Origin of the sequence: Herbaspirillum frisingense GSF30, from assembly GCF_000300975.2 — a bacterium.
Lineage (GTDB): Bacteria > Pseudomonadota > Gammaproteobacteria > Burkholderiales > Burkholderiaceae_D > Herbaspirillum > Herbaspirillum frisingense.
On the sequence record NZ_AEEC02000010.1, the window covers coordinates 51,283 to 77,236 of the forward strand.

Sequence of the window (25,954 nt, forward strand, 5' to 3'; positions counted from 1 at the left end):
GGGCGGCCCATGAGCATCAACAAGAGAACGGTACGGGCGGCGGCGGTGCAGATCGCGCCCGACCTCGATAGTGCCGACGGCACCGTGGCCAAGGTCTGCCAGGCCATCGCCGACGCCGCTGCGCAAGGAGCGCAGCTGGTGGTGTTTCCGGAAACCTTCGTTCCCTACTATCCGTACTTTTCGTTCGTGCGGCCGCCCTTTGCGTCCGGGCCTGAGCACCTGCTGCTCTACGAGCGCGCCGTCGAGGTGCCGGGTCCGGTCACCCAGGCCGTGTCGGCTGCGGCACGCCAGCATGGCACGGTGGTCGTGCTGGGTGTCAATGAACGCGACCACGGCACGCTCTACAACACGCAACTGGTGTTCGATGCCGATGGCGAGCTGGTGCTGAAGCGCCGCAAGATCACGCCGACCTATCACGAGCGCATGATCTGGGGCCAGGGTGACGCCAGCGGTCTGAAGGTGGTACCTACTGCCGTGGGGCGCCTGGGTGCGCTGGCCTGCTGGGAACACTACAACCCGCTGGCACGCTACAGCCTGATGGCGCAGCACGAGGAAATCCACTGCGCGCAATTCCCCGGCTCCATGGTCGGCCAGATCTTTGCCGACCAGATGGAAGTCACCATCCGCCATCACGCCCTGGAAGCGGGCTGTTTCGTCATCAATGCCACGGGCTGGCTGACTGATGAGCAGATCGCCGCCATCGAACCCGATCCCAAGGCGCAGAAGGCGCTGCGCGGCGGCTGCTGTACCGCCATCGTCTCGCCGGAGGGCAAGCTGCTGGCCGAGCCACTGCGCAGCGGCGAAGGCATCCTGGTGGCCGATCTCGATATGGAACTGGTCACCAAGCGCAAGCGCATGATGGATTCGGTGGGCCACTACGCGCGCCCGGAACTGCTGCACCTGGTGATCGATGATCGCCGTACTTCCCCCATGTCTTCCCTGTTCCCGGCGGAACAGTCTTCTCCTGTCATCCCATCTTCCGCGAGGCCCCATCATGCAGACAGCCGTCATCCAGTTGCATCCCCAGCGTTCGAGCCGCAAGGCGCCCATGGAGCTGATCTCGGAGCTGCAATCCTTAGGGCTGCGTCTTGACGATCCCACTGCCGGCGCGCAAAGCCGGCGCGGCGGGGCAGGGCCGTCCGACCACAAGGCGGTGACGGTCGACGGTCATACCGTGATGATCCCGGTGCATACGGCCGGCTCCTGGTCGTCGCCCTATGTGGCCACGCAACCGGGCGCGGATGGCGCCTCGCGCATCCTGCGCGACGGCGTCGAGGTGGGGGTGGTGTCCTTCCCGCGCCAGCCGCGCTTCTACAAGATGCAGACCTTCGATGGCATCCCCTACGGCAAGATCGCCACGCTGCACGGCGCCGACGTGCTGGCCACCACCATCCTGCAGAGCTGCATCCGCTACGAAAGCCGGCGCAAATCCTGCCAGTTCTGCGCCATCGGCCAGTCGCTGGCGGCCGGCCGCACCATCCTGCGCAAGACCCCCGAGCAACTGGGCGAGGTGGCGCGGGCCGCGGTACTGCTGGATGGCGTCAAGCACATGGTGATGACCACCGGTACGCCCAACGCCACCGACCGTGGCGCGCAGATCCTTTGCGAGAGCGCCTTCGGCGTGAAGTCGGCGGTGAACCTGCCGATCCAGGGCCAGTGCGAGCCGCCCGATGACGATGCCTGGTTCCGCCGCATGCACGACGCCGGCATCGATACCCTGGGCATGCATCTGGAAGCGGTTACCCCCGAAGTGCGCAAGCGCATCATGCCGGGCAAGGCCAGTGTGCCGGTGGAGCGCTACATGGACGCCTTCGCGGCTGCGGTCGAGGTCTTCGGTCGCGGCCAGGTCAGCACCTACATCCTGGCCGGGCTGGGCGACAGCGACGAGGCCATCCTCGGCATGAGCGAGCGCCTGATCGCGCTGGGTGTCTATCCCTTCGTGGTGCCCTTCGTGCCGATCTCCGGCACGCCATTGGAAGATCATCCCTCGCCCGACGCCGCTGCCATGCGGCGCCTGTTGAGCCCGCTGGCCGGCATGCTGGAAGCGGCCGGCATGCGCTCCGGCGACGCCAAGGCCGGCTGCGGCAAGTGCGGCGCCTGCTCCTCCCTGTCTTCGTTCGAAAGGAAGTGATCATGAGCGATGTGGTCGAGAAAGCTGTTGCCCCCGTCACTGCGCTGGCGCCGTCAGCCCCGGTAGTGCGCATCAAGCTGGCGTTGGACAAATGGGAGCGCGAGCAGGCGCGCCAGCTGCGACGCGAAGTGTTCTGCGTCGAGCAGGGTGTGTTCCATGACGACGATACCGACGCCATCGACGCCATCGCCATGCCTATCGTGGCTGTGATGGAGGCGCCCGATGGCAGTCGCAGCGTGGTCGGTACCGTGCGCATCCATGAATCCGCGCCCGGCGTGTGGCACGGCTCGCGCCTGGCGGTGGCGCAGCATGCGCGGCGCATCGGGTCGGTTGGCAGCGGCCTGATCCGGCTGGCCGTCTGCACCGCCCATGCCCATGGCTGCCATACCTTCCTGGCCCAGGTGCAGAGCCAGAACGCGCCGCTGTTCCGACGCCTGCACTGGCAGACCCTGGCCGAGATCGAGGTACACGGCCTGCCGCATCACCAGATGCAGGCTGACCTGGCCTTCTATCCGCCCATCAGCGACGGCGAGCGGGGTTTCCTGACCGGCCAGCGCGAGGAGCGCGCAGCATGAATGCGCGAGACAGCGCGCCCACGCTGGCGCAGATCGTGACGACCCTGCGCACCGCCCGTGGCATCGCGCACAAGCGCGATATCGATGCGGTGGTCCAGGTGCTGGACCCGGCGCCAGCGGTGCGGCATCAGGGCCACACCCTGGCCGTGGGTGACGACTGTGCTGCCATTCCCGATGGCGATGGCTATCTGCTGTTCGCCATCGAAGGTTTCATCAACGAATTCGTTGAACAGCAACCGTGGTTTGCCGGCTATTGCGGCGTGATGGTCAACGTCAGCGACATCTATGCCATGGGCGGCCGCCCGGTGGCGGTGGTCGATGCCCTGTGGAGCCGCGACGGCGATGCCGCGCGGCCGGTGCTGGAAGGACTGGCCGAGGGTGCGCGCGTGTATGGCGTGCCACTGGTGGGCGGGCATAGCAACCGGCGCAATGACCGCGAGCAGTTGTCGGTGTCCATCATCGGTCGCGCCCGGCGCCTGCTGACCAGCTTTGATGCCCGCAGCGGTGATCATCTGGTGGCCGTGATCGATCTGCGCGGCCGCTTCCAGGAACCCTATGCCTACTGGAACGCCAGTTCCGGCGCGCCTGCCGAACGCCTGCGCGCCGATCTGGAATTGCTGCCGGCCATCGCCGAGGACGGGCTGGCCAGTGCCGCCAAGGACATCAGCATGGCCGGTGTGATCGGTACCGCGCTGATGCTGCTGGAGTGCTCCGGCAAGGGCGCGCTGATCGATCTGGACGCCATTCCCTGCCCACCGGGTGTGGATTTCCAGCGCTGGCTGACGGCCTTCCCCAGTTATGGTTTCTTGCTCAGCGTGTCGGCGCCGGACCTGGAACAGGTACTGGGCCGCTTCGCCGCCCGTGGCCTGTCGGCCGCGTCCATCGGCCGCATCGATGACAGCCGCAAACTACGTCTGTCCATGCAGGGCCAGACCGAGACCTTCTGGGACCTGGCCGAAGAAGCCCTGATCGGCTGCGGCCCGGTGCGTGCCGGGCAGGGTGGTATGTGATGACGCGACCAGTCTCGGCCCTGATGCGGCCTCTGCGGATCGCCATGCTGACCCACTCGGTCAACCCCCGGGGCGGCGTGGTGCATGCCCTGCAACTGGCCGAGAGCCTGCAGGCCCTGGGACAGGAGACCACGCTGTTCGCGCCCGATGCCCGTGGACGCGGTCTGTTCCGCGAAGCTGCCTGTGGTTTTCATCCCGTGCCGGGGTCGGTGCACTGCGCCGACGTGGTGGACATGGTGCGCCAGCGTATCGACGACTATCTGCGCTGCTTCGAACAGCCCGGCATGGACCGCTTCGATCTCTACCACGCCCAGGATTCGATCAGTGCCAACGCCCTGGCCACGCTGGTCGCCCGTGGCGTGATCCCGGGCTATGTGCGCACCGTGCATCACCTGGACCAGTTCGACGACCTGCGGCTGCACGCCTGGCAGGAACGCGGCTATCGCGCCGCTGACCGTCTGCTGTGCGTGAGCCGCACCTGGCAGGACATCCTGGCCCGCGAGCACGGCGTGCGGGCCGAGCTGGTCTCCAATGGCGTCGACCTGCAGCGCTACACCGCAACACCTGCGGTGCAGGCAGCCCAGCGCGACCCACTGCTGCGCCAGGAACTGGGGCTGGATGGCGCACCGGTGCTGCTGGCGGTGGGCGGGGTGGAACCACGCAAGAATACCTTGGGCATCCTGCGTGCCTTCCTGCGGCTGCGGCGCGTCTATCCGCAGGCGCAACTGGTGATTGCCGGTGGCGCCAGCGTGCTGGACCACGCCGACTACCAGCGCAGTTTCCAGGATGAACTGCAGGCTGCCGATCTGCCGCCGGGCGCGCTGCGCATCCTCGGCCAGGTGCCGGACGCCGACATGCCGGCCCTGTTTCGCTGTGCCGATGCACTGGTGTTTCCCTCCCTCAAGGAAGGCTTCGGCCTGGTGGTGCTGGAAGCCATGGCCAGCGGCGTGCCGGCAGTGGTCTCGCGCATCGCCCCTTTTACCGAATATCTGGACGGTGGTTGCTGCGCCTGGGTCGATCCCCATGACCCTGCCTCGATTGCCGCCGGCATTGCGCATGCGCTCGACCCGGCCGGCCGCGCCGCGATGGTGGCCGCCGGCCAGGCGATCTGTGCGGGATTTTCCTGGTCGCGCTCGGCGCGACGCCATCTTGAGCTTTACCACGATTACCTGGGCCAGCGCGCCCCATCTGCAACACCCCAAGAGGAACACCATGCCTGAAATGCACTTTCGCGTCCGCTGGCCGGACGACACCGTCAGCGACTGCTATTCGCCCTCGCTGGTGGTCAAGGAACACCTGCAAGCCGGTAGCCGTTATCGGCTGGCCGATTTCGTCGAGCGTAGCGCCACTGCCCTCAACATCGGCAGCGAGCGCGTGCGCGAGAAATACGGCTTCGCCTGCTCATCGGCCATGGACCAGCTGCGCCGCATCGAAGAGACCGCCGCCCGTTTCGAGGGCCAGGCCGACGCCGAGGTGGTGGTCGAAGCCTTCCTGCCCTGATCTGCTCATCCAACCCGACAACATCCCACGAGGAACATCATGTCCATTGCAAGCCAAGGCGCAGTGCGCCATCACAGTGTCATCATCATCGGCGGCGGCCAGGCCGGGCTGTCCATCAGCTGGTACCTCAAGCAGGCCGGAGTCGATCATCTGGTGCTGGAAAAGCACCAGGTCGGCCACGCCTGGCGCAACGAGCGCTGGGATACCTTCTGCCTGGTCACGCCCAACTGGCAATGCAACCTGCCGGGCTATCCGTATCGCGGCAACGATCCCTTCGGCTTCATGAAGAAGGATGAGATCGTCGAGTACCTGGATGGCTTCGTCGCCAGCTTCCAGCCGCCGGTGCGTGAAGGCGTGAGCGTGAACAAGCTGTGGCGCGAGGACGGGCTGTGGCGCATCACCGCCAGCGATGGCGCCTATTCGGCCGATCAGGTGGTGGTGGCGGTGGGTGGCTATCACATCCCGGTGGTGCCGCGTGCGGCCGAGCGCCTGCCGGCCGATATCGTGCAGATCCACTCCAGCCAGTATCTCAATCCGCAATCGCTGCCGGAGGGCGAGGTGCTGGTGGTGGGCACCGGCCAGTCCGGTTGCCAGATCGCCGAAGACCTGCACCTGGCCGGCCGTCGCGTGCACCTGGGCGTGGGTGACGCGCCTCGCGTGGCGCGCACCTACCGGGGCAAGGATGTGGTCGAGTGGCTGGACAAGATGAAGTATTACGACCTGCCGGTGGACAAGCATCCGCTGGGCACGGGCGTACGCGAAAAAACCAACCACTACGTCACCGGCCGTGATGGCGGGCGCGATATCGACCTGCGCAAGTTCGCCCTGGAAGGCATGCAGCTCTATGGCAAGTTCGAGAGCCTGGAGGGCGAGGTGGCGCACTTCGGCGGCGGCGTGAAGGGTTACCTGGACGAGGCCGACGCTGTCTCCGAGAGCATCAAGGACAGCATCGACCGCTTCATCGACGCCAACGGCATCGAGGCGCCGACCGAAGCCCGCTATGTGCCGGTCTGGCAGCCGCCTTCGGATACGGCGCGGGCGCTGGACCTGCGCGCCTCGGGCATTTCGGCGGTGGTCTGGTGCATCGGCTTCCGTACCGATTTCAGCTGGATCAACGAACCCATCTTCGACGGCCGTGGCTATCCCGGTCACGAGCGTGGTGTGACGGCGGCTCCCGGCCTCTACTTCCTGGGCCTGCCGTGGCAATACACCTGGGGCTCGGGTCGCTTCTCCGGCATCGACCGCGATGCGCGCTACCTGTTCGACCACATCAGCGCCTTGCGTGCCGGGGCGACGTCGTCCACTGAATCGACACCATCGGCGCTGTCACAGGCCGCCTGAGCCCAAGGGAGTTTCCCATGCCGCAGCAAGCCGTACTTTCGCCCGTCGACGCCGCCAGTTCCGCCTATGGCCGCCTGATGCGCCGCTCGCAGCAGGACCCCGAGGGCTTCTGGCGCGAGCAGGCCGGCCGTATCAGCTGGCAACGCGAATTTGATCAGGTCCTCGACGACAGCCGGGCGCCGTTTGCGCGCTGGTTCGTAGGCGGGCTGACCAATCTCTGCCATAACGCCGTGGACCGCCATCTGCCGGCGCGGGCTGAGCAGGCGGCCCTGATCTGCATTTCTAACGAGATGCAGGGCGAGCCGAAGGCGCAGCAGGACGGCGGCCACGAGCGGGTATTGAGCTATCGCCAGCTGCATCGCGAGGTCAATGCGATGGCCGCCATCCTGCTGGAACGCGGGGTGCGGCGCGGTGACCGGGTGCTGATATATCTGCCCATGGTGGCCGAGGCCGCCATCGCCATGCTGGCCTGCGCCCGCATTGGCGCGGTGCACGCGGTGGTGTTCGGCGGCTTCGCACCGGCCAGCCTGGCGAGCCGCATCGTCGATGCGCGCCCGGCGCTGGTGGTGTGTGCCGATGCCGGTTTCCAGAATGGCGTGGCGGTAGGCTACAAGGCCTGGGTCGATCAGGCCCTGGAGATCGCCGTTCATGCCTGCCCGGTGCTGGTGGTGGATCGCGGCGTGTTGCCCTGGACGAGGGTGGTCGGGCGCGACCACGACTACGCGGCGCTGCGCGAGCGCCATCTGCAGGCCGACGTGCCCTGTGTCTGGCTGGAATCGAACGAACCCAGCTATCTGCTCTACACCTCCGGCACCACGGGCCAGCCCAAGGGCGTGCAGCGCGATACCGGCGGCCACGCGGTGGCGCTGGCGACTTCGATGGACCTGTTGTTCCAGGCCCGGCCCGGGCAGACCCTGTTCACCACCTCCGACCTGGGATGGGTGGTCGGTCACAGCTATGGGTTGTATGGTCCTTTGCTGCTGGGCATGCGCAGCGTGCTCTACGAAGGCTCGCCGCTGCGGCCCGATGCCAGTGCCTGGTGGCGGCTGGTGGAGCGGCATGGCGTGGATCTGATGCTGTCCTCGGCCACGGCGATGCGGCTGCTCAAGCGAGGCGGGCGCCGCGCCTTTCGCAGCGCCGACCTGTCGTCCTTGCGTTGCCTGTTCCTGGCCGGCGAACCGCTGGACGAACCGACCGCCGACTGGCTGGAAGAGGCGCTGGGCAAGCCCGTCATCGATCACTACTGGCAGACCGAGACCGGCTCGCCCATGATCGGCCTGCCGCTGACCGATCTCGATGGTCACACTCCGTTACGACGCCAGCGGGGTTCGCCGGGAATGCCGGCGGCCGGCTACCGGCTGGCCGTGCTGGAGGGGCAGGGAGGGCAGGGCGGCCAGCCCTGCGCCCCCGGTGACAAGGGTTTGCTGGTCGCCAGCGGCGTCTTGCCGCCCGGTTGCCTGACTACGCTGTGGCAGCGTGATGAACAATTCCTGAGCACCTACTGGCGGCGTGAGCAGGGCCAGTGGCGCTATGCCACCTTCGACGTGGCGGTGGCCGGGCCGGATGGTCATCTGCGCGTACTGGGCCGGGCCGACGACGTCATCAACGTGGCCGGCAAGCGCCTGGGAACGCGCGAGGTGGAGGAAGTCCTGCTGGCCGACGATGCCGTGGCCGAGGTGGCCGTGATCGGCATGCCGCATCGCCTGCGCGGGCAGGTGCCGATGGCGGTGGTGGTGCCGCGTGCCGGTATCCAATACCTGCCCAGCCTGCTGGAACACCGGCTGGGGGAAGCCGTGGTGTCGGCCATCGGTGCCTGGGCGCGGCCGCGTCGCATCGTGCTGGTGGAGAGCTTGCCGCGCACGCGCTCGGGCAAGGTCCTGCGCCGTCTGATGCGCGAGATGGTCAATGGCGAACTGCAGGACGCCGCCTGCCCGCCGGAACTGGCGGCCTTGCACACGCTGCTGGCCGGCGCGCCGCAGAAGTTGCCCGAAGCCGGCCTGCACCTCTCTGCGGGCGCGGAGGTAGTACCGCTCCCAGCCTGAGCGCTTGCACGAACGCAGGCGGGCGGCTATCGTGCTGGCTTGCACAACGGGGAAACGGGAAGGAATCAGCATGCATCACATCGGCTACTTGCTCACCGACGGTTTCCAGGTCATGGGGCTGGCGACGCAGACCGTCTTCGAGTACGCCAACAAGGTGGCCGGCGAGGACTTCTATGCCCTGCGCAATTTCTCGGTAGCTGGTGGCGATGTGCGCTCCTCGCTGGGCATGTCCATCGCCACGCTCCCGGTGGAGCAGGCCGATCACATCGACAGCTGGATGGTCTGCGGCGTGGGCAATCCGCTGGAGTCGCCCTCCAGCCAGGAGGAACGCAGTTTCCTGCAGACCACCGGCCAGCGTGCCCGACGCATTGCGGCCATCTGTACCGGTGGTTTCGTGTTGGCCGAATCGGGCCTGTTGTCCAAGCGCCGTGCCACCACCCACTGGTTTTTCGCTCGCGACATGCAGGCGCGCTTCCCGGACATCCAGGTCGAGGACGACCGCATCTACATCGTCGACGGCGCCATCTGGACCTCGGCCGGCATGACCGCCGGGCTGGACATGGCGCTGGCCATGGTCGGCAAGGACCTGGGCGAGGACGTGGCACGCGGTGTGGCGCACAACCTGGTGATGCATCAGCATCGCACCGGCGGTCAGACCCAGCATTCTGAAATGCTCTCCCTGGCCCCCAAGACCGACCGCATCCAGAATGCCCTCAACTACGCCCGCAAGAACCTGATGCGACCGCTCACGGTGGAAGAACTGGCCGAGGAGGCCAATCTCAGCCCGCGCCAGTTCAGCCGCGTCTTCACCGCCGAGACCGGCTTGTCGCCCTCCAAGGCGATCGAAGGTCTGCGTCTGGAAGCGGCGCGCCTGATGATCGAGCAGAGCCGCCATCCGCTGGAAGTGATCGCCCGCGAAACGGGTTTTCGCGACCGTCGCCACATGCGAGAGGTCTTCATGCGTGGTTATGGCGTGCCGCCGCAATCGATGCGGCGGGAAGTCAGGGCCTGAAGGGGGGCCTGATCCAGGCCCCAGGCACCCCGTACCGGCCTGCTCAGGCCTGCTTGCGGGTGCGGATGTCGCGCAGGATCTTTTGCGGAGATTCCCCCAGCACGCGGGCAAAGGCGCGCCGCATCCGCTCGTCATCGCCAAAGCCGGTCTGCACTGCAATGCGGGACGGGGTGGAGTGACCGCTTTCCATCAGTGACTGCGCAGCCTGCACACGCAATTTTTCGATGGCCTTGGCGGGGGACAGGCCAGTCTCGGCCTGGAAAGTACGGCTGAAGTGGCGCGCACTCCAGTTGACCTGGTCTGCCAACTGCTGGATGGTCAGTGGTTCGCGCAGGTTTTCCCGGATGAAACTGAGCACGCGCTGGATGCGTTCCTGCTTGGGATCGATCTCGGCCAGTACCGAGAACTGGCTGGTGCCTCCCGGACGACGATGACTGAGCACCATGGTCTTGCAGATGGCCCGCGTGACCTCGTGGCCGAGATCGGACTCCACCAGACCCAGCACCATATCGATGCCGGCCGTCATGCCGGCCGAACTCCAGAACTTGCCATCGCGCACGTAGATCTGGTCCGGCTGTACCCGCAGCTGCGGGAACCGCGTCGCCAGCGTGTCAGCGAAACTCCAATGAGTGGTCACGGCGCGGCCGTCGAGCAGGCCGGCTTCGGCCAGCAGGAAGGCGGCGGTACAGATACCGGCGATGCGACGACTATCCCGCTCGGCCTGGCGCAGGCGATCCAGCAGGCCCGGGCAGGGCGTGGGTACGGCCGGTGTGCTGGCCACCAGCAGGGTGTCGTAGGGGGTGTCGTCAATGGCCTGGGTGCCGATGGGGACCCCGGAGCGGGTCTCGATGTTGCCGCCCCGCATGGAGACGATGTCCACGGCATAGCTGCCCGGCGCAAAGTGGTTGGCGATTCCCAGGATGGTGAGAACGGAGAGATCCAGGATATGGAATCCGGGATAGACAAGCAACGCGACACGGGCAACCACGGGACCTCACGAACGTAGAAAACAGGTCCCGCCAGCATACAAGCGCACTCTCTTGGCAACAAGACCTCATCCATGCAGCGGCCGCCCCCGGTGGTGGGAGCAGCCATGACAGCGAGGCCGGCCAGTGATTCTTTCGATACGGCAAGCAACAGGAACGCCGCCTCTCCAGACGCAGCGCGCGTCCGGTACGAGCGAGCGGGACGGCTGAATATAGCACCGGCCAGGACCTTGCGAAGGACAGGAAAACAGGTGATTCCTGCCATCGGCATGGCGCTTTCCGTGGCCGATGCAAGCTCATCTTGATGGCCGGTTTTGCATGCTTTCCTGACTGTTGCAGGATGGTTGGCTCCGTATAATTTGCCTGGTCCCAAGCGCAAGAACGCACTGTGGTATGCCACATCTTCCTTGCCCGGACTGTCCATTCTCCGCCACGGGTGTCAGGCCAGGTCATGACCGTTGATCGATGACCGAGACCGATGTCCGCGGGACTCTTTCCAACCAGCCTTGACGTGGCACTCCCGTGACAGGGATGGCTGCAGCATTGACACGCCAGGATCGCCCATGACCGACCGTCGACTTTTTCTCAAAACCCTGGCTGCCGGCGGCGGTGGCCTGATGCTGGGGGTGCTGTTGCCCCAGGCCGGTGCGCACGCCCGTACCAAGCCTGGCGCTGCGGACACCGGCAGCAGCTGGGAGCCCAGTGCCGTACTGCGCATCGCCAGTGATGGCCGGGTCACCATGACCATGCCTTATGTGGAAATGGGGCAGGGGACCTATACCTCGGTCCCCATGCTGATTGCCGAAGAACTGGAGATCGATCTCCACGACGTCGTCCTGGAACATGCCGGCGCCGATGACAAGCGCTACATGAACCCGGCCCTGGGCTTCCAGGTCACCGGTGGTTCCACCACCATGCGCGCAGCGTGGATGCCGATGCGCCAGGCCGGCGCCGCCGCCCGCATGTTGCTGGTGCAGGCGGCCGCGCAACGCTGGCAGGTCGACCCCGCCAGCTGCCTGGCACGCAGTGGAACCGTGATGCATCCCGCCAGTGGCCGCAAGCTGGGCTACGGTGAACTGGTCGAGGCGGCCGCTGCCATGCCGCTGCCTGCACCGGCCAGCATCGTGCTCAAGCAGCCGGCCGATTTTCGCCTGATCGGCAAGCCAGCCCGTCGCCTGGACACTGCCGGCAAGCTGGATGGTTCGGCCCGCTACGGAATGGACGTGCAACTGCCCGGTATGAAGGTAGCCGCACTGGCCATCACCCCTACCATCGGGGGACGCCTGGACAGCGTGGACGAAGCAGCCGCACTGCGCGTGCGCGGAGTGCGCCAGGTGGTACGTCTGGACGACTGCGTGGCGGTCATCGCCGACCACTATGGCGCCGCGCAAAAGGGTTTGCTGGCGGCTCGTCCGACCTGGCATGCCGGCTCGCATGCGAGTCTGTCCACCGAGGACATCGTTTCCGACATGCGACGCGCCAGCCAGAGCGCGGCCGCCCGCGTGCGCAGCGAGGGGGACCCCGAGGCTCGCATCGCCGGGGCGGCCAAGGTGCTGGAGGCGACCTACGAATTACCCTTCCTGGCGCACGCCGCCATGGAGCCGATGAACTGTACCGTGCATGTCACCCCCGACCACTGCGAGGTATGGACCGGCACCCAGGTGATGACGCTGGCGCGGGCTGTGGCCGCCAAGGTCACCGGGCTGCCACAGGACCGCGTGACGGTGCACAACTTCTTGCTGGGTGGCGGCTTCGGTCGTCGTCTCGAAATCGACGGCGTCGAGCGTGCCGTGCGCATCGCCACCCAGGTCAAGCACCCGGTCAAGGTGATCTACAGTCGCCAGGACGATATCCGCCACGACATGTACCGCCCCTACTGGTTCGACCGCCTGCGCGCCGGCATCGATGCCCAGGGCCAGCCAGTGGCCTGGTTCCATCACCTGACCGGTTCGTCGGTGCTGGGGCGATTCCTGCCACCGGCCTTCAAGAATGGCTATGACGAGGAGACCCTGGATGGCGCCGAGCGCCCGCCGTATGCCTTCCCGGCCATCCAGGTCGATTACACCCGCCACGAACCGCAGTTGCCGACTGCCTTCTGGCGCGGCGTGGGGCCGACCCACAATGTCTTCGTGGTGGAAAGCTTCATCGACGAACTGGCCTTTGCGGCCGGCATCGATCCGCTGCAGTACCGGCTCTCCCTGCTGGGGGACAATCCGCGCGCTCGCAAGGTGCTGGAGGTGGCGGCCCGCGAGGCCGGCTGGCATGGTCCGCGTGAAGGCAAGACCGGACGCGGCCTGTCGGTGCAGTTCGCCTTCGGCACCTACATGGCCATGGTGGTCGATGTCGAGGTGGAGCAGGGCGAGGTCAGGGTGCAGCGCGTGGTCTGCGCGCTGGACTGCGGCGTGGTGGTCAATCCCGATACCGTGCAGGCCCAGGTCGAAGGGGCGGTGATCTTTGGTCTGTCCGGCGCATTGTGGGGCAACATCACGCTGCGCAATGGCCAGGTGGAGCAGGGCAACTTCGACGATTATCGCGTCATGCGCATGTTCGAGACCCCGCGTATCCAGACCCACATCGTGGCCAGCCAGGAAGCCCCTGGCGGCATGGGCGAACCAGGTACCTCCGGTGTCATGCCGGCACTGGCTAACGCCGTGCATGCGGCCACGGGAACACGAATCCGCAAGCTGCCCATCGTGGCCGCCTTGCAAGCAAGCTGACAGGAGCACACATGATTTCTCTGAACATCAACGGCAAGGTGGTCAAGGTCGAGGCCGAGCCGGATACGCCCCTGTTGTGGGTACTGCGCGATGAACTGCAGATGGCCGGCACCAAATACGGGTGCGGTGCGGCCCTGTGCGGCGCCTGCACCGTGCATGTCGACGGCCAGCCGGCACGTGCCTGCGTCATGCCGGCCTCGGCGGCGGTGGGAAAGAAGCTCACCACCATCGAAGCCATCGGCGCCACCCCGGTGGGACAGCGGGTGCAGGCGGCCTGGGCCGAGATCGACGTGCCGCAATGCGGTTACTGCCAGTCGGGCCAGATCATGGCGGCAGTGGCCTTGTTGCGCGCCATCCCCAAGCCTAGCGACAAGGACATCGACCAGGCCATGTCCGGCAACATCTGCCGCTGCGGGACCTATCCGCGCATCCGCGCGGCGATCCACAAAGCGGCGGGGCAGTCATGATGCGCGCACTGATGGTGATGCTGCTGGCCCTGTGTTCGCTCACCCAGGCGCAGGCGCAAGGCAAGGGCAAGCCGGCCCGGGATGATGGGACGCTCTTCGAACCGATTGCCAGCGTAGTGATGTCGCCGCGCTGCCTGAACTGCCACCAGGCCGAAGCTCCGCACCAGAAAGACATGGGCGTGCTGCATGCCCAGCAGGTGGTGCGCGGCAAGGATGGTCATGGCTCGGCCGTGCTGCAATGTGCGGCCTGCCACCAGGCCACCAACACTGCCCAGGGCAAGGTCCCCGGCGCGCCCAACTGGCACCTGGCACCGCTCTCCATGCGCTGGCAGGGTCTGGACAAGAAGGGCGTATGTGAGCAGATGCGTGACCCGGCCCGCAACGGCAACCGCAAGACCGGTGCCCAGGTCATCGAACATATGAAGACCGATCCACTGGTGCTGTGGGCCTGGTCGCCCGGTGCCGACCGCACCATCCCGCCGATGTCGCATGCGCAGTTCGTGCAGATGCTGGGGATGTGGTCGGCTGCCGGCATGCCCTGCCCGGGTTGATTCGCGGCCGCATGGACAGTATCGATCTGCAGGTTTTGCAGGCCTGCGTGCAATGGTTGCAGCAGGGGCATGCCTGCGAATATGTCACGGTGGTGCGGACCTGGGGCTCCAGTCCCCGGCCACCGGGCTCCACCATGGCCATCCGTGCCGATGGCGTGGTGGTCGGTTCAGTCTCGGGCGGTTGCATCGAGGATGACCTGATCGCCCATGCCCGCGCTGACGGCATGACGCGGCGCACGCCGCAACGGCTCAGTTATGGCATTTCCGCCGATGAGGCGCACCGCTTCGGGCTGCCTTGCGGCGGCACGTTGGAACTGCTGGTCGAACCCCTGGGGCCGCACAGCCAGATGGCCGCCTTGCTGGCGCGCCTGCAGCGCCGGGTGCTGACCCGACGCCGACTGGACCTGGCCAGTGGCACGGTCCTGCTGGAAGATGCCGGCGAAGACGCACCGTTGCAGCTCGACACGCATAGCCTGACGACACTCCATGGCCCCCGGCTGCGGCTATTGATCATCGGCGCCGGCCAGCTCTCGCAGTTCCTGGCCCAGATTGCCACTGCCCTCGATTACCAGGTCACCGTCTGCGATCCGCGTGAAGAACACCGGTTGGCATGGTCATTGCCGGGCGTGGCGGTGGTGCATGCCATGCCCGATGATCTGGTGCTGGAGATGCGGCTGGACCACCGCAGCGCCGTGGTGGCTCTGACCCATGATCCGCGCCTGGACGACATGGCCCTGATGGAAGCGCTCAAGACCGACGCCTTCTACATCGGCGCCATCGGCTCGCGGCTGAACCAGTCACGGCGCCGTGAACGTCTGCTGCAGCTGGACCTCGATGCCGATCAGATCGCCAAGCTGCACGGCCCGGTCGGGCTGGACATCGGCAGCCGCACGCCGCACGAGATTGCCATCTCCATCATGGCGCAGATGATCCAGGTCCGTGGCGGAACCAGGGAAGCGGCCATGCCGGCGTACTGATCCTGTCCATTGCGCCCAGCGCAAAAGGCCTTGCGATCCGGGATGCATTCCCACCCATGGGCAGTCAGGGCATAGTGGGGACAGTCCAATATCGGGGTCAGATCGTGTCCACTTCCTTGCCTTCCTCTTCCGCTGTTTCCTCCCCATCGCCATCCCGCCCGCGACACGCCGTCATCATCGGTGGCTCGCTCGGCAGTCTGTTTGCCGGCACCATGCTGCGCCAGATCGGCTGGGACGTTGACATCTACGAGCGCTCGGCCAGCGATCTCGACAGTCGGGGCGGCGGCATTGTGTTGCAACCGGAGGTGCTGGAGGTGTTCCGCCGCATTGGCGTCGATATCCGCCGCCAGGCACTGGGCGTGCCCTCGATCAACCGCGTCGTTCTCGACAAGGATGGCAGCGTGCGGGTACGGCGACCGGCGCCGCAGACCCAGACTTCCTGGTCCCTGATCTATAGCACGCTGAAGTCGGTCTTCGGCAGCGAGCACTACCATCAGGGCCGGGTGCTGTCGCATGTGGAGCAGGACCCGGACAGCGCCCGCGTGACGGCGTGCTTCGAGGATGGCAGCCGCGCCAGCGGCGACCTGCTGATCGGCGCCGACGGCGGGGATTCCCGCGTGCGCAGCCAATTCTGGCCGGCGCAGCGGCCCGGCTATGCCGGCTACCTGGCCTGGCGTGGGCTGCTGCCCGAGGCCGATATGCCGGCCACCACCCGCGCTGTGCTGCATGGCGACTTCGGCTTTGCCAACCATACCGGCTCGCACATCCTGGGTTACCTGGTACCAGGGGAGGGCAACAGCATCTGGCCCGAGCAGCGTCTCTACAACTGGGTCTGGTACCGCGTGGCCAGTGAGGCCATGCTGGAACAGGTGATGCTGGATCGCGATGGCCGCCAGCGCGCCTATTCGGTGCCGGAAGGCCTGCTGGCCCCCCGCTGGCGCCAGCACCTGCGCGAGGAAGCGCCGCAGCTGTTGCCGCCGCCCTTCCGTGATGCAGTGCTGGCCACCGATGCCCCCTTCGTCCAGGCCATCCGCGACCTGGCAGTGGAACAGATGGTCAGCGGTCGGGTGCTGATCCTGGGCGATGCGGCCTCCATTCCACGCCCGCATACCGCAGCCAGTACCCTGAAGGCTGCCGCCAATGCACTGAGCCTGGCCGATGCATTGCAGGCCAGCCCGGACGATATCGATGCTGCCCTGGCGCGCTGGGAACCGCGCCAGGTGGCCCTGGGCCAGCAGTTGCTGCGCCAGGGTGTGGAAGCGGGCCAGTTGCTGCTGTTCCATCATCCCTGATGGGCCAGGGCCTGTTCACATTTAATCTCTCGCAGAGTAAATGTGAACAGGCCCTAGTCCCGCGTGGCGGGACTTTCCCGGTCACTGTCGATCTCCCGCTGTTGCCGATCCTCCGGGTCGGTACAATGTGGCTCCACAACAGGCGCCATGCCAGCGGGGGGCGCGCCTGATCCGCATCGCAGCGGGTTTTTCAACGAACATGGCGCAACGATCATGGACCGGTTTTCAGAGCTCAAGGCATTCTCGGTGGTGGCCAGCACCGGCGGCTTTTCGGCCGCTGCACGCAACCTGGGCATTGCGCCTTCATCGGTGGTGCGTCTCATCGATGCGCTGGAGCGGCGCGTCGGCGCCAGGCTGCTCAATCGCTCTACCCGCACGGTGACGCTCACCGACAGCGGGCGCCTGTACTACGAGAGCGTGCTGGTCATCCTGGAACAGATCGAGGAAGCCGAGAACCTGGCTTCCCAGGAAGGCGTACCGCAGGGGCGGCTGAAGATTTCGGCACCGGTCACCTTCAGCACGCTCTACCTGGCGCCGGCCCTGTGCCAGTTGCAGCAGACCTATCCCAAGCTGGCCGTACATCTTAATCTCAGTGACGGCATCAGCGATCTGGCCGAAGATTCGGTGGATGTTGCCATCCGCATCGGCAAGCCGGTGCCGCAAGCCGAGCTTCATACGCGCTGGCTGGCCGACCAGCGGCGCATCATCTGCGCCAGTCCCGAGTACTTCAAGGCGGTCGGCATGCCGCTGGTTCCGGCCGACCTGCGCCTGCACGATTGCCTCAGCTTTTCCTATGCCAGCCAGTCACGCCAGTGGCGCTTTCGTCCGCTGGCGGCACCCGCTGGGCCGGCCACGCCAGCCGAGCCTATCCAGACGGTGGAGGTGAGCGGCTCGCTGTCGGTGAATAATTCCGAGATGCTGCGCCAGGCCTGCCTGGGCGGGTATGGCGTGGCCATGCTGCCGGTGTGGCTGGTGATGGATGACGTCCAGGCCGGGCGGCTGGTGTGGGCGCTGCCCGCCTACGAAGCCAACCCCGGTGCCATGGACGTCAGCATCTATGCCGTCTATCCCTCCAACCGCGAGACCGCCCTGAAGGTAAAGGTCTTCATCGACGTGCTGGAACAGCACCTGGCCACGGCGCTGCCGGTATTGCCGCAGCCGGCGGCGCCGGTTCAGGACTAGACCGCAGGACTAGACCTCAGGCCTGACCCAGTGCCAGGCGCCGGCCCCGCGTGGTGGCTTGACGGGTTTCTGCGGTGGTGCTGATGGTGGTCGACGGCACGGCAACGGCATCATCCTTGGCCAGCCTCATCTCACCCAACTTGAAGTGACTGACCATCTCGGCCAGTGCGGCGGCCTGGTCGCGCAGGCTGGCGGCCGAGGCGGCGGCTTCTTCCACCAGGGCAGCGTTCTGCTGGGTGACGCCATCCATTTCCGTGATGGCCACGTTGACGTGACCAATGCCGGTGCGCTGTTCGCTTGAGGAGGCGGTGATGGCCGAGATCATGGATGCCACTTCATTGACGCTCTGTACCACCTCGCTGATGGTGCCGCCGGCTTCGCTGACAATGCCGGCGCCGGTAGCAATGCTGGTCGAGGATGCATCGATCAGGCTCTTGATCTCCTTGGCTGCGGCCGCGCTGCGCTGGGCCAGTACCCGTACCTCCGAGGCTACCACGGCGAAGCCGCGCCCCTGTTCGCCGGCGCGGGCCGCTTCCACGGCCGCATTGAGCGCCAGGATATTGGTCTGGAAGGCGATGCCGTCGATGGAGGAAATGATGGCCTCGATACGGCCTGCGCTGTTGCTGATCGCGTCCATGGTCTGGCTCACGTTCTGCATGGCGGCGCCCCCTCGTTGTGCCAGCTCGGAAGTGGCCAGCGCGAGGTGATTGGCCTGTAGCGCATGCTGGGCATTGGAGGCCACGGTCTGGGTCAGCTGTTCCATGGAGGCGGCCGTCTCCTCCAGCGAGCCGGCCTGGCTTTCAGTACGGGCCGACAGATCCAGGTTGCCGCTGGCGATCTGCGAGGAGGCTGCGGCGATGGTTTCGGCACTGCCTCGAATGGCGGCGATCATGGCTGCCAGCCTGGCCTGCATCAGCGCCATGGCGGCCAACAGGCTGCTGTTGTCGCCCGCGCGCAGTTGCACCGGCCGGCTCAGGTCCTGTTCGGCGATCTGCATGGCAACCGCCACCGCGTACTCGGGGCTGCCGCCCAGGGTGCGGTTCAGGCTGCGGTTGATCACGACCACGATGCCGGCCAATAGCAGGCTCACCACCGCCAGGACGGCACCGCTCTTCCTGAGCGATGCGTAGAAGGCATCTTCGATGTCATCCACATACACCCCGGCCACCAGGGCCCAGCCCCAGGGCTTGTAGCTGACGATGCGCGCCAGCTTGGTGGACGGCACCTGGGTGCCGGGACGCAGCCAGAGGTAGCGCATGAAGCCTTCGCCAGACGGCGAGGCGGCCAGCCGTGCTATCTCCAGGAAGACCGGAAAGCCGGCCGGGTCCTTGAAGGCGCTCATGTCCTTGCCATCGTTTTCCGGTCGTCCCGGGTTCTGGATGGCGGTGGCGTCCATACCCAGGATGGCGATGTAGCCGTCCTCGCCATAGCGGATGGTCTTGAGCACGGCCTTCGCCTGGCGCTTGGCTTCCTCGCTGTCGAGGGTGCCGGCGCGCACCTGGTCGGCGAAGCCTTCGACGATCTTCAGCGCCGCCTTGTCCAGGTTGGCCAGGTCAGTTTGCCGTTCTTCGTAGCGCTGGTGGCGTGCTTCCACGATGTGCAGCAGGGACACTGCGCACAGGCAGCCGAGACTGGCAATGAGGGGCAGCCAGAGTTTTTTCTGAAAGGACAGCAGGGCCATGAGATTTACTCCCGTTGTGAGATGAAAGGGTGGATGCGGCAGGCCGTTCTGTCGGCCTGCAAGGGGCAAGGGGACGGACGGGGGGAAGCGACAAGCGGGTGCTGGTCCGGTCAGGCCACGCGCACGCTATGTAGCGGCAACTGCTGGCGCGACAGCAGGGCGGCGGCTTCCTCGTGTGCGATGCCTTTGCCGAAGAAGTAGCCCTGGGCCTGGTCGCAGCCGTGGTCGCGCAGGAAATCCAGCTGCACGCTGTCTTCCACGCCTTCGGCCACGATGTTGCGGTTCATGGCATGGGCCAGGGCGATGACGGCCTTGACGATCTCGGCATCGTTGCCGTCGATGGAGATATCGCGGATGAAGCTGCGGTCGATCTTCAGGGTATGGATGGGGAAGCGCTTCAGGTAGCTGAGGCTGGAATAGCCGGTACCGAAATCGTCGATCGCCAGCTGCACGCCGAAGGCGCTCAGGGCATTGAGGATCTGCACCGTCGATTCGGGCGAATCCATGATGACGCTCTCGGTGATTTCCAGCACCAGGCAGTGTGGCGGGCATTGGGTGGCGGCCAGTACGCGCTGCACGGTCGCGACCATGTCGTCCTGCCGGAACTGGGTAGCCGAGAGATTGACCGACATCTTGATGTCCTGCGGGCAAAGCCCGGCGCGTTGCCACGCGACCAGCTGGCGACAGGCGGTTTCCAGCACCCATTCGCCGATCTGCACGATGAGTCCGGTCTCTTCGGCCAGACCGATGAACTGGTCCGGGGCAATCACCGCCTCGCCCGGCGGCTGCCAGCGCAGCAGGGCCTCGAAGCCGATGATGCGACCACTGGCGATGCTCACCTGCGGCTGGTATACCAGATGGAATTCCCGGCGCTCCAGCGCGCGCCGCAGGGCGGCATCCATGCGCAGGAACTGCAGGGCGTCCTTGCTCATTTCGTTGGCGTAGAAGACATAGCGGCGCTTGCCGCCCTGCTTGGCCTGATACATCGCGGTGTCGGCATTCTTGAGCAGGGTGGCGCTATCGCTGCCATCGCGGTCATACAGGCTGATGCCGATGCTGCCGCCGAGGAACAGCTCATGGCCGTTCAGCAGCATGGGCTGGCAGATGGCTTCGAGGATGCGGTCGGCGACGGCAGCGATGTGCCGCTGCTGGCCGGCGTTGGCCAGCACCACCACGAATTCGTCGCCACCCAGGCGCGCCACCGTGTCGCCGGGGCGCACACAGGCCAGTAGCCGGTGCGCCACTTCGACGATGACCTGGTCGCCGATGTCGTGGCCGAGGCTGTCGTTGATGGTCTTGAAGCGGTCCAGGTCGATGAACAGCACCGCCAGCGTGTGCCGGGGTGAGGAGGAGGGCGAGGACGAGAGCGGCGCAGAGGCCAGGCGGGCCTGGGCGATGGCCAGGTCCAGGCGGTCCATCATCAGGCTGCGGTTGGGCAGGCCGGTGAGGTGGTCGTGGTTGGCCAGATGGCGCATGCGGTACTCGGTGGCCTTGCGCTCGGTGATGTCTTCGATGGCGGCAATGAAGTGGACTTCACCATTGCTCTCGCGCATGGACGATACCGTCACCTGGCCCCAGATCGACTGTCCATCCTTGCGCACGTAGCGCTTTTCGCTGACGTAATCCTGGATTTCACCGTTGAGGATGCGTTGCGTCATGTGGTCGTGGTCACACTCCTCATCCGGGTCGGCCAGGTCGCACAGGTTCAGGCGCTGCATCTCGTTGGCATCGTAGCCCAGCACCTGCTGCAGCTTGCGGTTGCTGCGCAGGATACGGCCGGCGGCATCGAAGTGGACCAGTCCTACGGCCGCCTGGTGGAAGGACAGGCGAAAGCGTTCTTCGCTGTCGGCCAGGGCGGCCTTGGCTTCCAGCACGCGGGCGATGTCATGGGCCACCAGCAGCAGGAGTGCTTCATCGCCATCGTCGAAGCGCGAGAGTCCGAACTGATAGTGGCCGCAGCGTTCATGGCCCGCGTCATCAATCAGGTTGATACCCTGGTGTGGCACGCCGCTGGCAAGCACTTCGCCGGCTGCGGCGTACAGCGCCGGCACCTTGAACAAGGCCGGCAAGGCCATGCCGTCGACCGGCACGTCGGCCCCCAGGCCGAGAATGCGCCGCATCACCGGATTGGCGGTGCGGATGCGGCATTGTCCATCCATCACCAACAGGCCATTGGGCGTGTAGTTGAAGATATGCTCGGCATAGTTGCGGTAGCGGTCCAGCAGGCGGCGGTCGGCCGCGATGCTGGCGTCGATGATGCTGGCCACGTCGTGCAGGGCCTGGGTCAGGATGGTGTTGAGGAATTCGATGGTCTTGCCCTGATGACGCACCCTCAGCTGCTGCAGGGTCGGCATCAGCTCACGCAGGTAGCCCCGGCAATCTTCCACGTGTGCCAGCGCCAGATGCGGTTGCGCCGTGTCGGCCTGCTGCAGGGACAGTCGCAGCCGCGCCAGCGCGCCATGGTCGCCATCCTCAGTCACGCCCGAGCTCGTACCTGATGCAATCCCCAGCCTGGCGGCGCGCACATTGCGGCTGATCTTCTTGAGCCAGGGGCGCCCCCTGGGTTTGCGCAGCTTGCCGCCCGCACTGGCGGGGGCCGCTTGCTCGGCGTGGGTGGCGGTGGCGCCGATGGTGTGGGCAATCGGGGCGCTCTGCATGCGCCAGCGGGCGTTGCGGTTCATTGGGGCATCTCCGACGAGGATGGAAGGGGCGACGCTGGACGCAGGCGGCGGGAAGACCGGCGCCTGCCAGCTACAGCGGCGCGGATCAGCTCAGGGCGGGGTAATCGGTGTAGCCGATGTCGTCGCCACCATAGAAGGTGAAGGGGTCTGGCTCGTTGAACGGCCCGCCCTGCGCAATGCGTGCGGCCAGATCGGGATTGGCGATGTACTGGCGGCCGAAGGCCACCATGTCGGCCTGGCCGGCGACTACCAGCTGCTCGGCTTCCTCGAAGGACAGGCCACCGTTGGCGATCAGCACGCCCTTGAAATGCGGACGCAGGATTTCCAGTATCCGCGGCATGTCCTTGTTGCCGCTCCAGGCATTGGTATCGGCCGCATGCAGATAGCCGATGCCGTAGCCATTGAGCATTTGCGCGACGTAGGCATAGGTGGCGCGGGTATCGCTGTCGCCAGGGCCATCCGCGTCGGCATCGATGGCGTTGTTGTACAACGCGAAGGGCGAGAGCCTTACCCCGACCTGCGCGGCCGGCATTTCCTGCAGCACGGCTTCGATGATCAGGCGCAGGAAGCGCGCGCGGTTTTCGATGCTGCCGCCGAACTGGTCTTGCCGTCGATTGACGTGGGAAGACAGGAACTGCTGCGGCAGGTAGCCATTGGCGGCATGGATTTCCACGCCGTCGATGCCGGCCAGTACCGCATGTCGCGCAGCGGTGCGGAATTCCTGCACGGTGGCGTGGATTTCTTCGACGCTCATGGCCCGCGAAGGAGAGGCGGCGATGCGGGTGTAGTAGCCGTTGCGCAGGGCGCCGTAGACCTGTAGCAGGCCAAGGTCGTCGTTCATCCCTGACGGCGAGAGTGGCGCGGCGCCATCGAGCAGGGCATAGGTGCTGATGCGACCGCCATGCCACAACTGGACGAAGAGTTTGCCACCGGCTTCGTGTACCGCACTGGCCACGTTCTTCCAGCCGGCCACCTGGTCGGGATGATGGATGCCCGGCGCATCCTCAAAGGCGGCCGACATCGGCGAGACATTGGTGGCTTCGGCGATGATCAGGCCGGCCGAGGCGCGCTGGCGGTAGTAGTGCGCATTGAGCGCGGTGGGCACGCCATTGGCGCCAGCCCTGGCGCGCGTGACCGGGGCCATGGCGATACGGTTGGACAGGTGTAGCGGGCCGATGCTGAGTGGCTGGAGAAGTGCGTTCATGGTGAGCCCCGATGGGATTGCGATGTAAGGAGCGCCCACTGTAACGTTGCGGCCCGGCGCTGATAATATGCCGGGATTAGCGAAGGCTCTTGCGCAAAACGCAAAGGTGCTCATGAACAAATTTTCCGAAATGCAAGCATTTGTGGCGGTGGCCGACACTTCCGGGTTTTCTGCGGCGGCACGGCAGTTGGACCTGGCGCCGTCGTCCGTGCTCAGGCTGGTCGATGCGCTGGAAGAGCGGCTGGGGGTCAAGCTGCTCCAGCGCAGCACCCGCAGTGTGACCCTGACCGAAGGCGGCCGCGACTTCTATGAACGGGTGGTGGATATCCTGCAGCGCCTGGAATCGGCCGACCTCGCCGCAGCCGCCCTGGAGCAGGAGCCGCAGGGCGTATTGAAGGTCACCGCGCCGGTCACCTTCAGCACGCTCTACCTGGCGCCGGTCTGCCGCGAGCTGCATCGCCGCTACCCGCTGCTGCAGCTGGAGCTGCAATTGAGCGATGGCGTGAGCAACATGATCGACGAGTCCATCGACGTGGCCGTGCGCATCGGTGCGGTGGGCGACCAGCCCAACGTGATCGCGCGCCGCCTGGCCACGCACGCGCGTGTGATCTGCGCCAGTCCGCAGTATCTGGGCCGGCATGGCCCGGTACTGCGCCCGGTCGACCTGCTGGCGCATACCTGTCTGCAGTTCAGTTACGACGGGCCACGCCGGGGCTGGCGTTTTCGTCGCCGTGGCGACGCCGAGGGCAACATCGAGGAAATCAACGTGCAGGGCAATTTCTTCGCCAACAATGCCGAGATGCTGCGGCAGGCGGCCTTGAGCGGCCGTGGAGTGGTCATGCTGGCGCGTTGGCTAGTGGGCGAGGATATCCGGGCCGGTCGGCTGGTTCCCCTGCTGGAGGACTACGAAGCCAACCCCGGTGCCATGGAGGTCGGCATCCATGCCATGTATCCGGCCAACCGCCGCGGGTCGGTCAAGGTCAAGGCTTTCATCGACCTGCTGATGGAGCAGTTGTCGGCCCACCCGGGGGTGGTGGAAGCTTAGGGCTCAGGCCGCCATCTGTGCGCGCCGGGCCACGATCTTCTGGATCTTGTCATTGAGTGTGGCGGCATTGAAGGGCTTGATGATGTAGCCATCGGCACCGGCCTCGGCGGCGCTGACCACGCTCTCCTTCCTGGCTTCGGACGTGATCATCAGCACCGGCAGCTTGGCCAGCCGGGGTTCTTCACGAATCTTGCGCAGCAGGGCCAGCCCGTCCATGGTCGGCATGTTCCAGTCGGTGATGACAAAGGACACCGGCACTTGTCCTGCTTCCAGGATCTTCCAGGCCGAACTGCCGTCGTCGGCATCGACCATGCGGGTGTATTCCAGATCTTTCAATATGCCCATGACCATGCGGCGGATGGTGGAAAGATCGTCGACGACCAGGAAATGCTGTTCCATTTTTTCCATTGCCAGGCTCCTCAATCAAAAAAAGACAGGCAGGTGTGATACCGCTTTTCGAGACCTGCAAAGGTCGAGGTGGCAGAAAGCGGAACAGGCTTGTGGCGGACGAAAAAAGAAGGCCATCGGTGATGTGCCACCGCTGCCTGCCCGATACCTGCCCTGATGCTGCGCAGATTAGCAATGAAGCGTGGAGGCGTTAATCATACGAAGGTGTTAAGACGCCAGCGCCAAGGGGGCTGCTGGCCGCTCGCAATGGCGCGCTGGTACTGCTGCACCGGTCGGCAGGGTCAGTTTGCACGCATGCACATTGGCCGCAGGGACGTACGGGGGCGCTTTCCCATACCATGGTGCTACATCGCGTCGCGGGAGGGGACGCCATAATGTGCAGCGACAATTCGGCGTCTTTAAGGAGCCGGATCGGACGGGAACCTGAGCCTCGGGTAAAGGGGGGGACAGGGGATACAGGGCGTTCACGGCGATGCCGGCCTGCAGGTCAACGCAGGGCGATGTCGTGAAACAGAATAACAAGATGCATCTTCCGAACGGAGCACTATGGACCTCCATACCCTCGCAGCGTGGGTGGCAGCGATTTCCATCATCATGGCCATGATCAGGCTGGCCGGGCTCTGGCGCCTGCGTCGGCGCCTTGTGGCCAGGCTGGGCAGATCAAGCGGGTCCTGCCTGGGCAACAAGATCTACCTGCACAACCTGAGCGCCCGCCCGCTGGCGCTGACCCGCTGGAGAATCTACGTGGCCGAAGGCCTGCTGCAACCGCAGGAGGTCAAGGAGATCACCTGCTTCGGGGGCAGTGCAAAGGAAGCCATGGGAGCCAGGGGAGCAGACAGCATCGTGATCGAGGCGCGCTGCTCGCACATCCTGTTCTTTTCCGACGAGGGACTGTTCAACCGCAGCGCCGATCTGCGCGACGGTCGGCGGCTCTATATCGGCATTGAAACCTCCGACGGCCGGGTGTCCACTTGCTGCCTGTATCCATCCAACCACCCCTGGCCAGCCTTGCAGGCCTTGCTGACGGCCTTGTGGAGCAGGCAGAAGCGGTTTGCGCGGGAGTGATATACCAACGCTTCAGAGTTCTCCGGTCTCAAGGTCTCCATGCCTCAGGGTCAGAGCGCCGTGACGCCGGAACGCGGGGGAGACCCC

Annotated in this window: 22 protein-coding genes; 17 read left to right on the forward strand and 5 right to left on the reverse strand. The window is 65.8% G+C overall.

What is annotated here, in order from left to right; genetic code table 11:
• Positions 1-9 precede the first annotated feature (9 nt).
• The 9 genes from HFRIS_RS09130 to HFRIS_RS09170 all read left to right on the forward strand — a co-directional run bounded on the left by HFRIS_RS09130 (position 10) and on the right by HFRIS_RS09170 (position 9,611).
• Positions 10-1,092, forward strand: a complete 1,083-nt coding sequence (locus HFRIS_RS09130) for a Nit6803 family nitrilase (protein ID WP_006463017.1) — start codon at positions 10-12, stop codon at positions 1,090-1,092.
• The gene (locus HFRIS_RS09135) at positions 1,049-2,131 is read left to right on the forward strand and encodes an MSMEG_0568 family radical SAM protein (protein ID WP_006463018.1); all 1,083 of its coding nucleotides are present in this window, start codon (positions 1,049-1,051) and stop codon (positions 2,129-2,131) included. Before HFRIS_RS09130 ends, HFRIS_RS09135 begins: the two co-directional genes overlap by 44 nt.
• A 2-nt stretch (positions 2,132-2,133) precedes the next feature.
• Entirely contained in the window at positions 2,134-2,706 is a 573-nt protein-coding gene (locus HFRIS_RS09140; protein ID WP_006463019.1) for an MSMEG_0567/Sll0786 family nitrogen starvation N-acetyltransferase, read from the forward strand.
• On the forward strand, positions 2,703-3,716 hold the full coding sequence (locus tag HFRIS_RS09145; protein WP_006463020.1) for a sll0787 family AIR synthase-like protein: 1,014 nt from the start codon (positions 2,703-2,705) through the stop codon (positions 3,714-3,716). The genes HFRIS_RS09140 and HFRIS_RS09145 overlap by 4 nt, the downstream gene beginning before the upstream one ends.
• 44 nt (positions 3,717-3,760) lie before the next feature.
• On the forward strand, positions 3,761-4,936 hold the full coding sequence (locus HFRIS_RS09150) for an MSMEG_0565 family glycosyltransferase (RefSeq protein WP_244436280.1): 1,176 nt from the start codon (positions 3,761-3,763) through the stop codon (positions 4,934-4,936).
• On the forward strand, positions 4,929-5,216 hold the full coding sequence (locus HFRIS_RS09155) for an MSMEG_0570 family nitrogen starvation response protein (RefSeq protein WP_006463022.1): 288 nt from the start codon (positions 4,929-4,931) through the stop codon (positions 5,214-5,216). Before HFRIS_RS09150 ends, HFRIS_RS09155 begins: the two co-directional genes overlap by 8 nt.
• A gap of 39 nt (positions 5,217-5,255) precedes the next feature.
• Positions 5,256-6,557: an MSMEG_0569 family flavin-dependent oxidoreductase gene (locus tag HFRIS_RS09160; RefSeq protein WP_006463023.1), complete on the forward strand. Its 1,302-nt coding sequence runs from the start codon at positions 5,256-5,258 to the stop codon at positions 6,555-6,557.
• Positions 6,558-6,574: 17 nt separating this feature from the next.
• Positions 6,575-8,599, forward strand: coding sequence for an AMP-binding protein (locus HFRIS_RS09165; protein WP_006463024.1), 2,025 nt, complete (start codon positions 6,575-6,577; stop codon positions 8,597-8,599).
• 70 nt (positions 8,600-8,669) lie between these two features.
• Positions 8,670-9,611, forward strand: a complete 942-nt coding sequence (locus HFRIS_RS09170) for a GlxA family transcriptional regulator (RefSeq protein ID WP_006463025.1) — start codon at positions 8,670-8,672, stop codon at positions 9,609-9,611.
• Positions 9,612-9,654: 43 nt separating this feature from the next.
• On the opposite strand, the gene HFRIS_RS09175 is transcribed toward HFRIS_RS09170, so the two are convergent.
• Complete coding sequence (locus HFRIS_RS09175) at positions 9,655-10,599, reverse strand: GlxA family transcriptional regulator (protein WP_039875103.1); 945 nt, start codon at positions 10,597-10,599, stop codon at positions 9,655-9,657.
• A gap of 561 nt (positions 10,600-11,160) precedes the next feature.
• Between HFRIS_RS09175 and HFRIS_RS09180 the strand changes: the two genes are divergently transcribed.
• The 6 genes from HFRIS_RS09180 (at position 11,161) to HFRIS_RS09205 (ending at position 17,783) form a co-directional block, all read left to right on the forward strand.
• The gene (locus tag HFRIS_RS09180) at positions 11,161-13,314 is read left to right on the forward strand and encodes a xanthine dehydrogenase family protein molybdopterin-binding subunit (RefSeq protein ID WP_006463027.1); all 2,154 of its coding nucleotides are present in this window, start codon (positions 11,161-11,163) and stop codon (positions 13,312-13,314) included.
• A gap of 11 nt (positions 13,315-13,325) precedes the next feature.
• On the forward strand, positions 13,326-13,781 hold the full coding sequence (locus HFRIS_RS09185) for a (2Fe-2S)-binding protein (protein WP_006463028.1): 456 nt from the start codon (positions 13,326-13,328) through the stop codon (positions 13,779-13,781).
• Positions 13,778-14,332 (forward strand): hypothetical protein, encoded by a 555-nt coding sequence (locus HFRIS_RS09190; RefSeq protein WP_006463029.1) that lies wholly within the window; start codon positions 13,778-13,780, stop codon positions 14,330-14,332. Before HFRIS_RS09185 ends, HFRIS_RS09190 begins: the two co-directional genes overlap by 4 nt.
• Before the next feature lie 11 nt (positions 14,333-14,343).
• Positions 14,344-15,309, forward strand: a complete 966-nt coding sequence (locus tag HFRIS_RS09195) for an XdhC family protein (RefSeq protein ID WP_039875143.1) — start codon at positions 14,344-14,346, stop codon at positions 15,307-15,309.
• 104 nt (positions 15,310-15,413) lie between these two features.
• Positions 15,414-16,601, forward strand: coding sequence for an FAD binding domain-containing protein (locus HFRIS_RS09200; RefSeq protein WP_244436281.1), 1,188 nt, complete (start codon positions 15,414-15,416; stop codon positions 16,599-16,601).
• A 213-nt stretch (positions 16,602-16,814) separates the two neighbouring features.
• Positions 16,815-17,783 (forward strand): LysR family transcriptional regulator, encoded by a 969-nt coding sequence (locus HFRIS_RS09205; RefSeq protein WP_006463032.1) that lies wholly within the window; start codon positions 16,815-16,817, stop codon positions 17,781-17,783.
• A gap of 16 nt (positions 17,784-17,799) precedes the next feature.
• Here the strand turns inward: HFRIS_RS09205 and HFRIS_RS09210 are convergent, their stop codons facing one another.
• The 3 genes from HFRIS_RS09210 to HFRIS_RS09220 all read right to left on the reverse strand — a co-directional run bounded on the left by HFRIS_RS09210 (position 17,800) and on the right by HFRIS_RS09220 (position 23,349).
• On the reverse strand, positions 17,800-19,464 hold the full coding sequence (locus HFRIS_RS09210; RefSeq protein ID WP_006463033.1) for a methyl-accepting chemotaxis protein: 1,665 nt from the start codon (positions 19,462-19,464) through the stop codon (positions 17,800-17,802).
• A gap of 110 nt (positions 19,465-19,574) precedes the next feature.
• The gene (locus HFRIS_RS09215; protein ID WP_006463034.1) at positions 19,575-22,145 is read right to left on the reverse strand and encodes a putative bifunctional diguanylate cyclase/phosphodiesterase; all 2,571 of its coding nucleotides are present in this window, start codon (positions 22,143-22,145) and stop codon (positions 19,575-19,577) included.
• Between the two features lie 85 nt (positions 22,146-22,230).
• Entirely contained in the window at positions 22,231-23,349 is a 1,119-nt protein-coding gene (locus tag HFRIS_RS09220) for an alkene reductase (protein WP_006463035.1), read from the reverse strand.
• A gap of 112 nt (positions 23,350-23,461) precedes the next feature.
• On the opposite strand from HFRIS_RS09220, the gene HFRIS_RS09225 reads away from it, so the two are divergent.
• Complete coding sequence (locus HFRIS_RS09225; protein WP_006463036.1) at positions 23,462-24,394, forward strand: LysR family transcriptional regulator; 933 nt, start codon at positions 23,462-23,464, stop codon at positions 24,392-24,394.
• A 3-nt stretch (positions 24,395-24,397) separates the two neighbouring features.
• On the opposite strand, the gene HFRIS_RS09230 is transcribed toward HFRIS_RS09225, so the two are convergent.
• Positions 24,398-24,802 carry a response regulator gene (locus tag HFRIS_RS09230; protein WP_006463037.1) on the reverse strand — a complete coding sequence of 135 codons (405 nt, stop codon included), beginning with the start codon at positions 24,800-24,802 and terminating at the stop codon, positions 24,398-24,400.
• 546 nt (positions 24,803-25,348) lie between these two features.
• On the opposite strand from HFRIS_RS09230, the gene HFRIS_RS09235 reads away from it, so the two are divergent.
• The gene (locus tag HFRIS_RS09235; RefSeq protein WP_006463038.1) at positions 25,349-25,867 is read left to right on the forward strand and encodes a hypothetical protein; all 519 of its coding nucleotides are present in this window, start codon (positions 25,349-25,351) and stop codon (positions 25,865-25,867) included.
• The last annotated feature ends 87 nt before the right edge of the window (positions 25,868-25,954 follow it).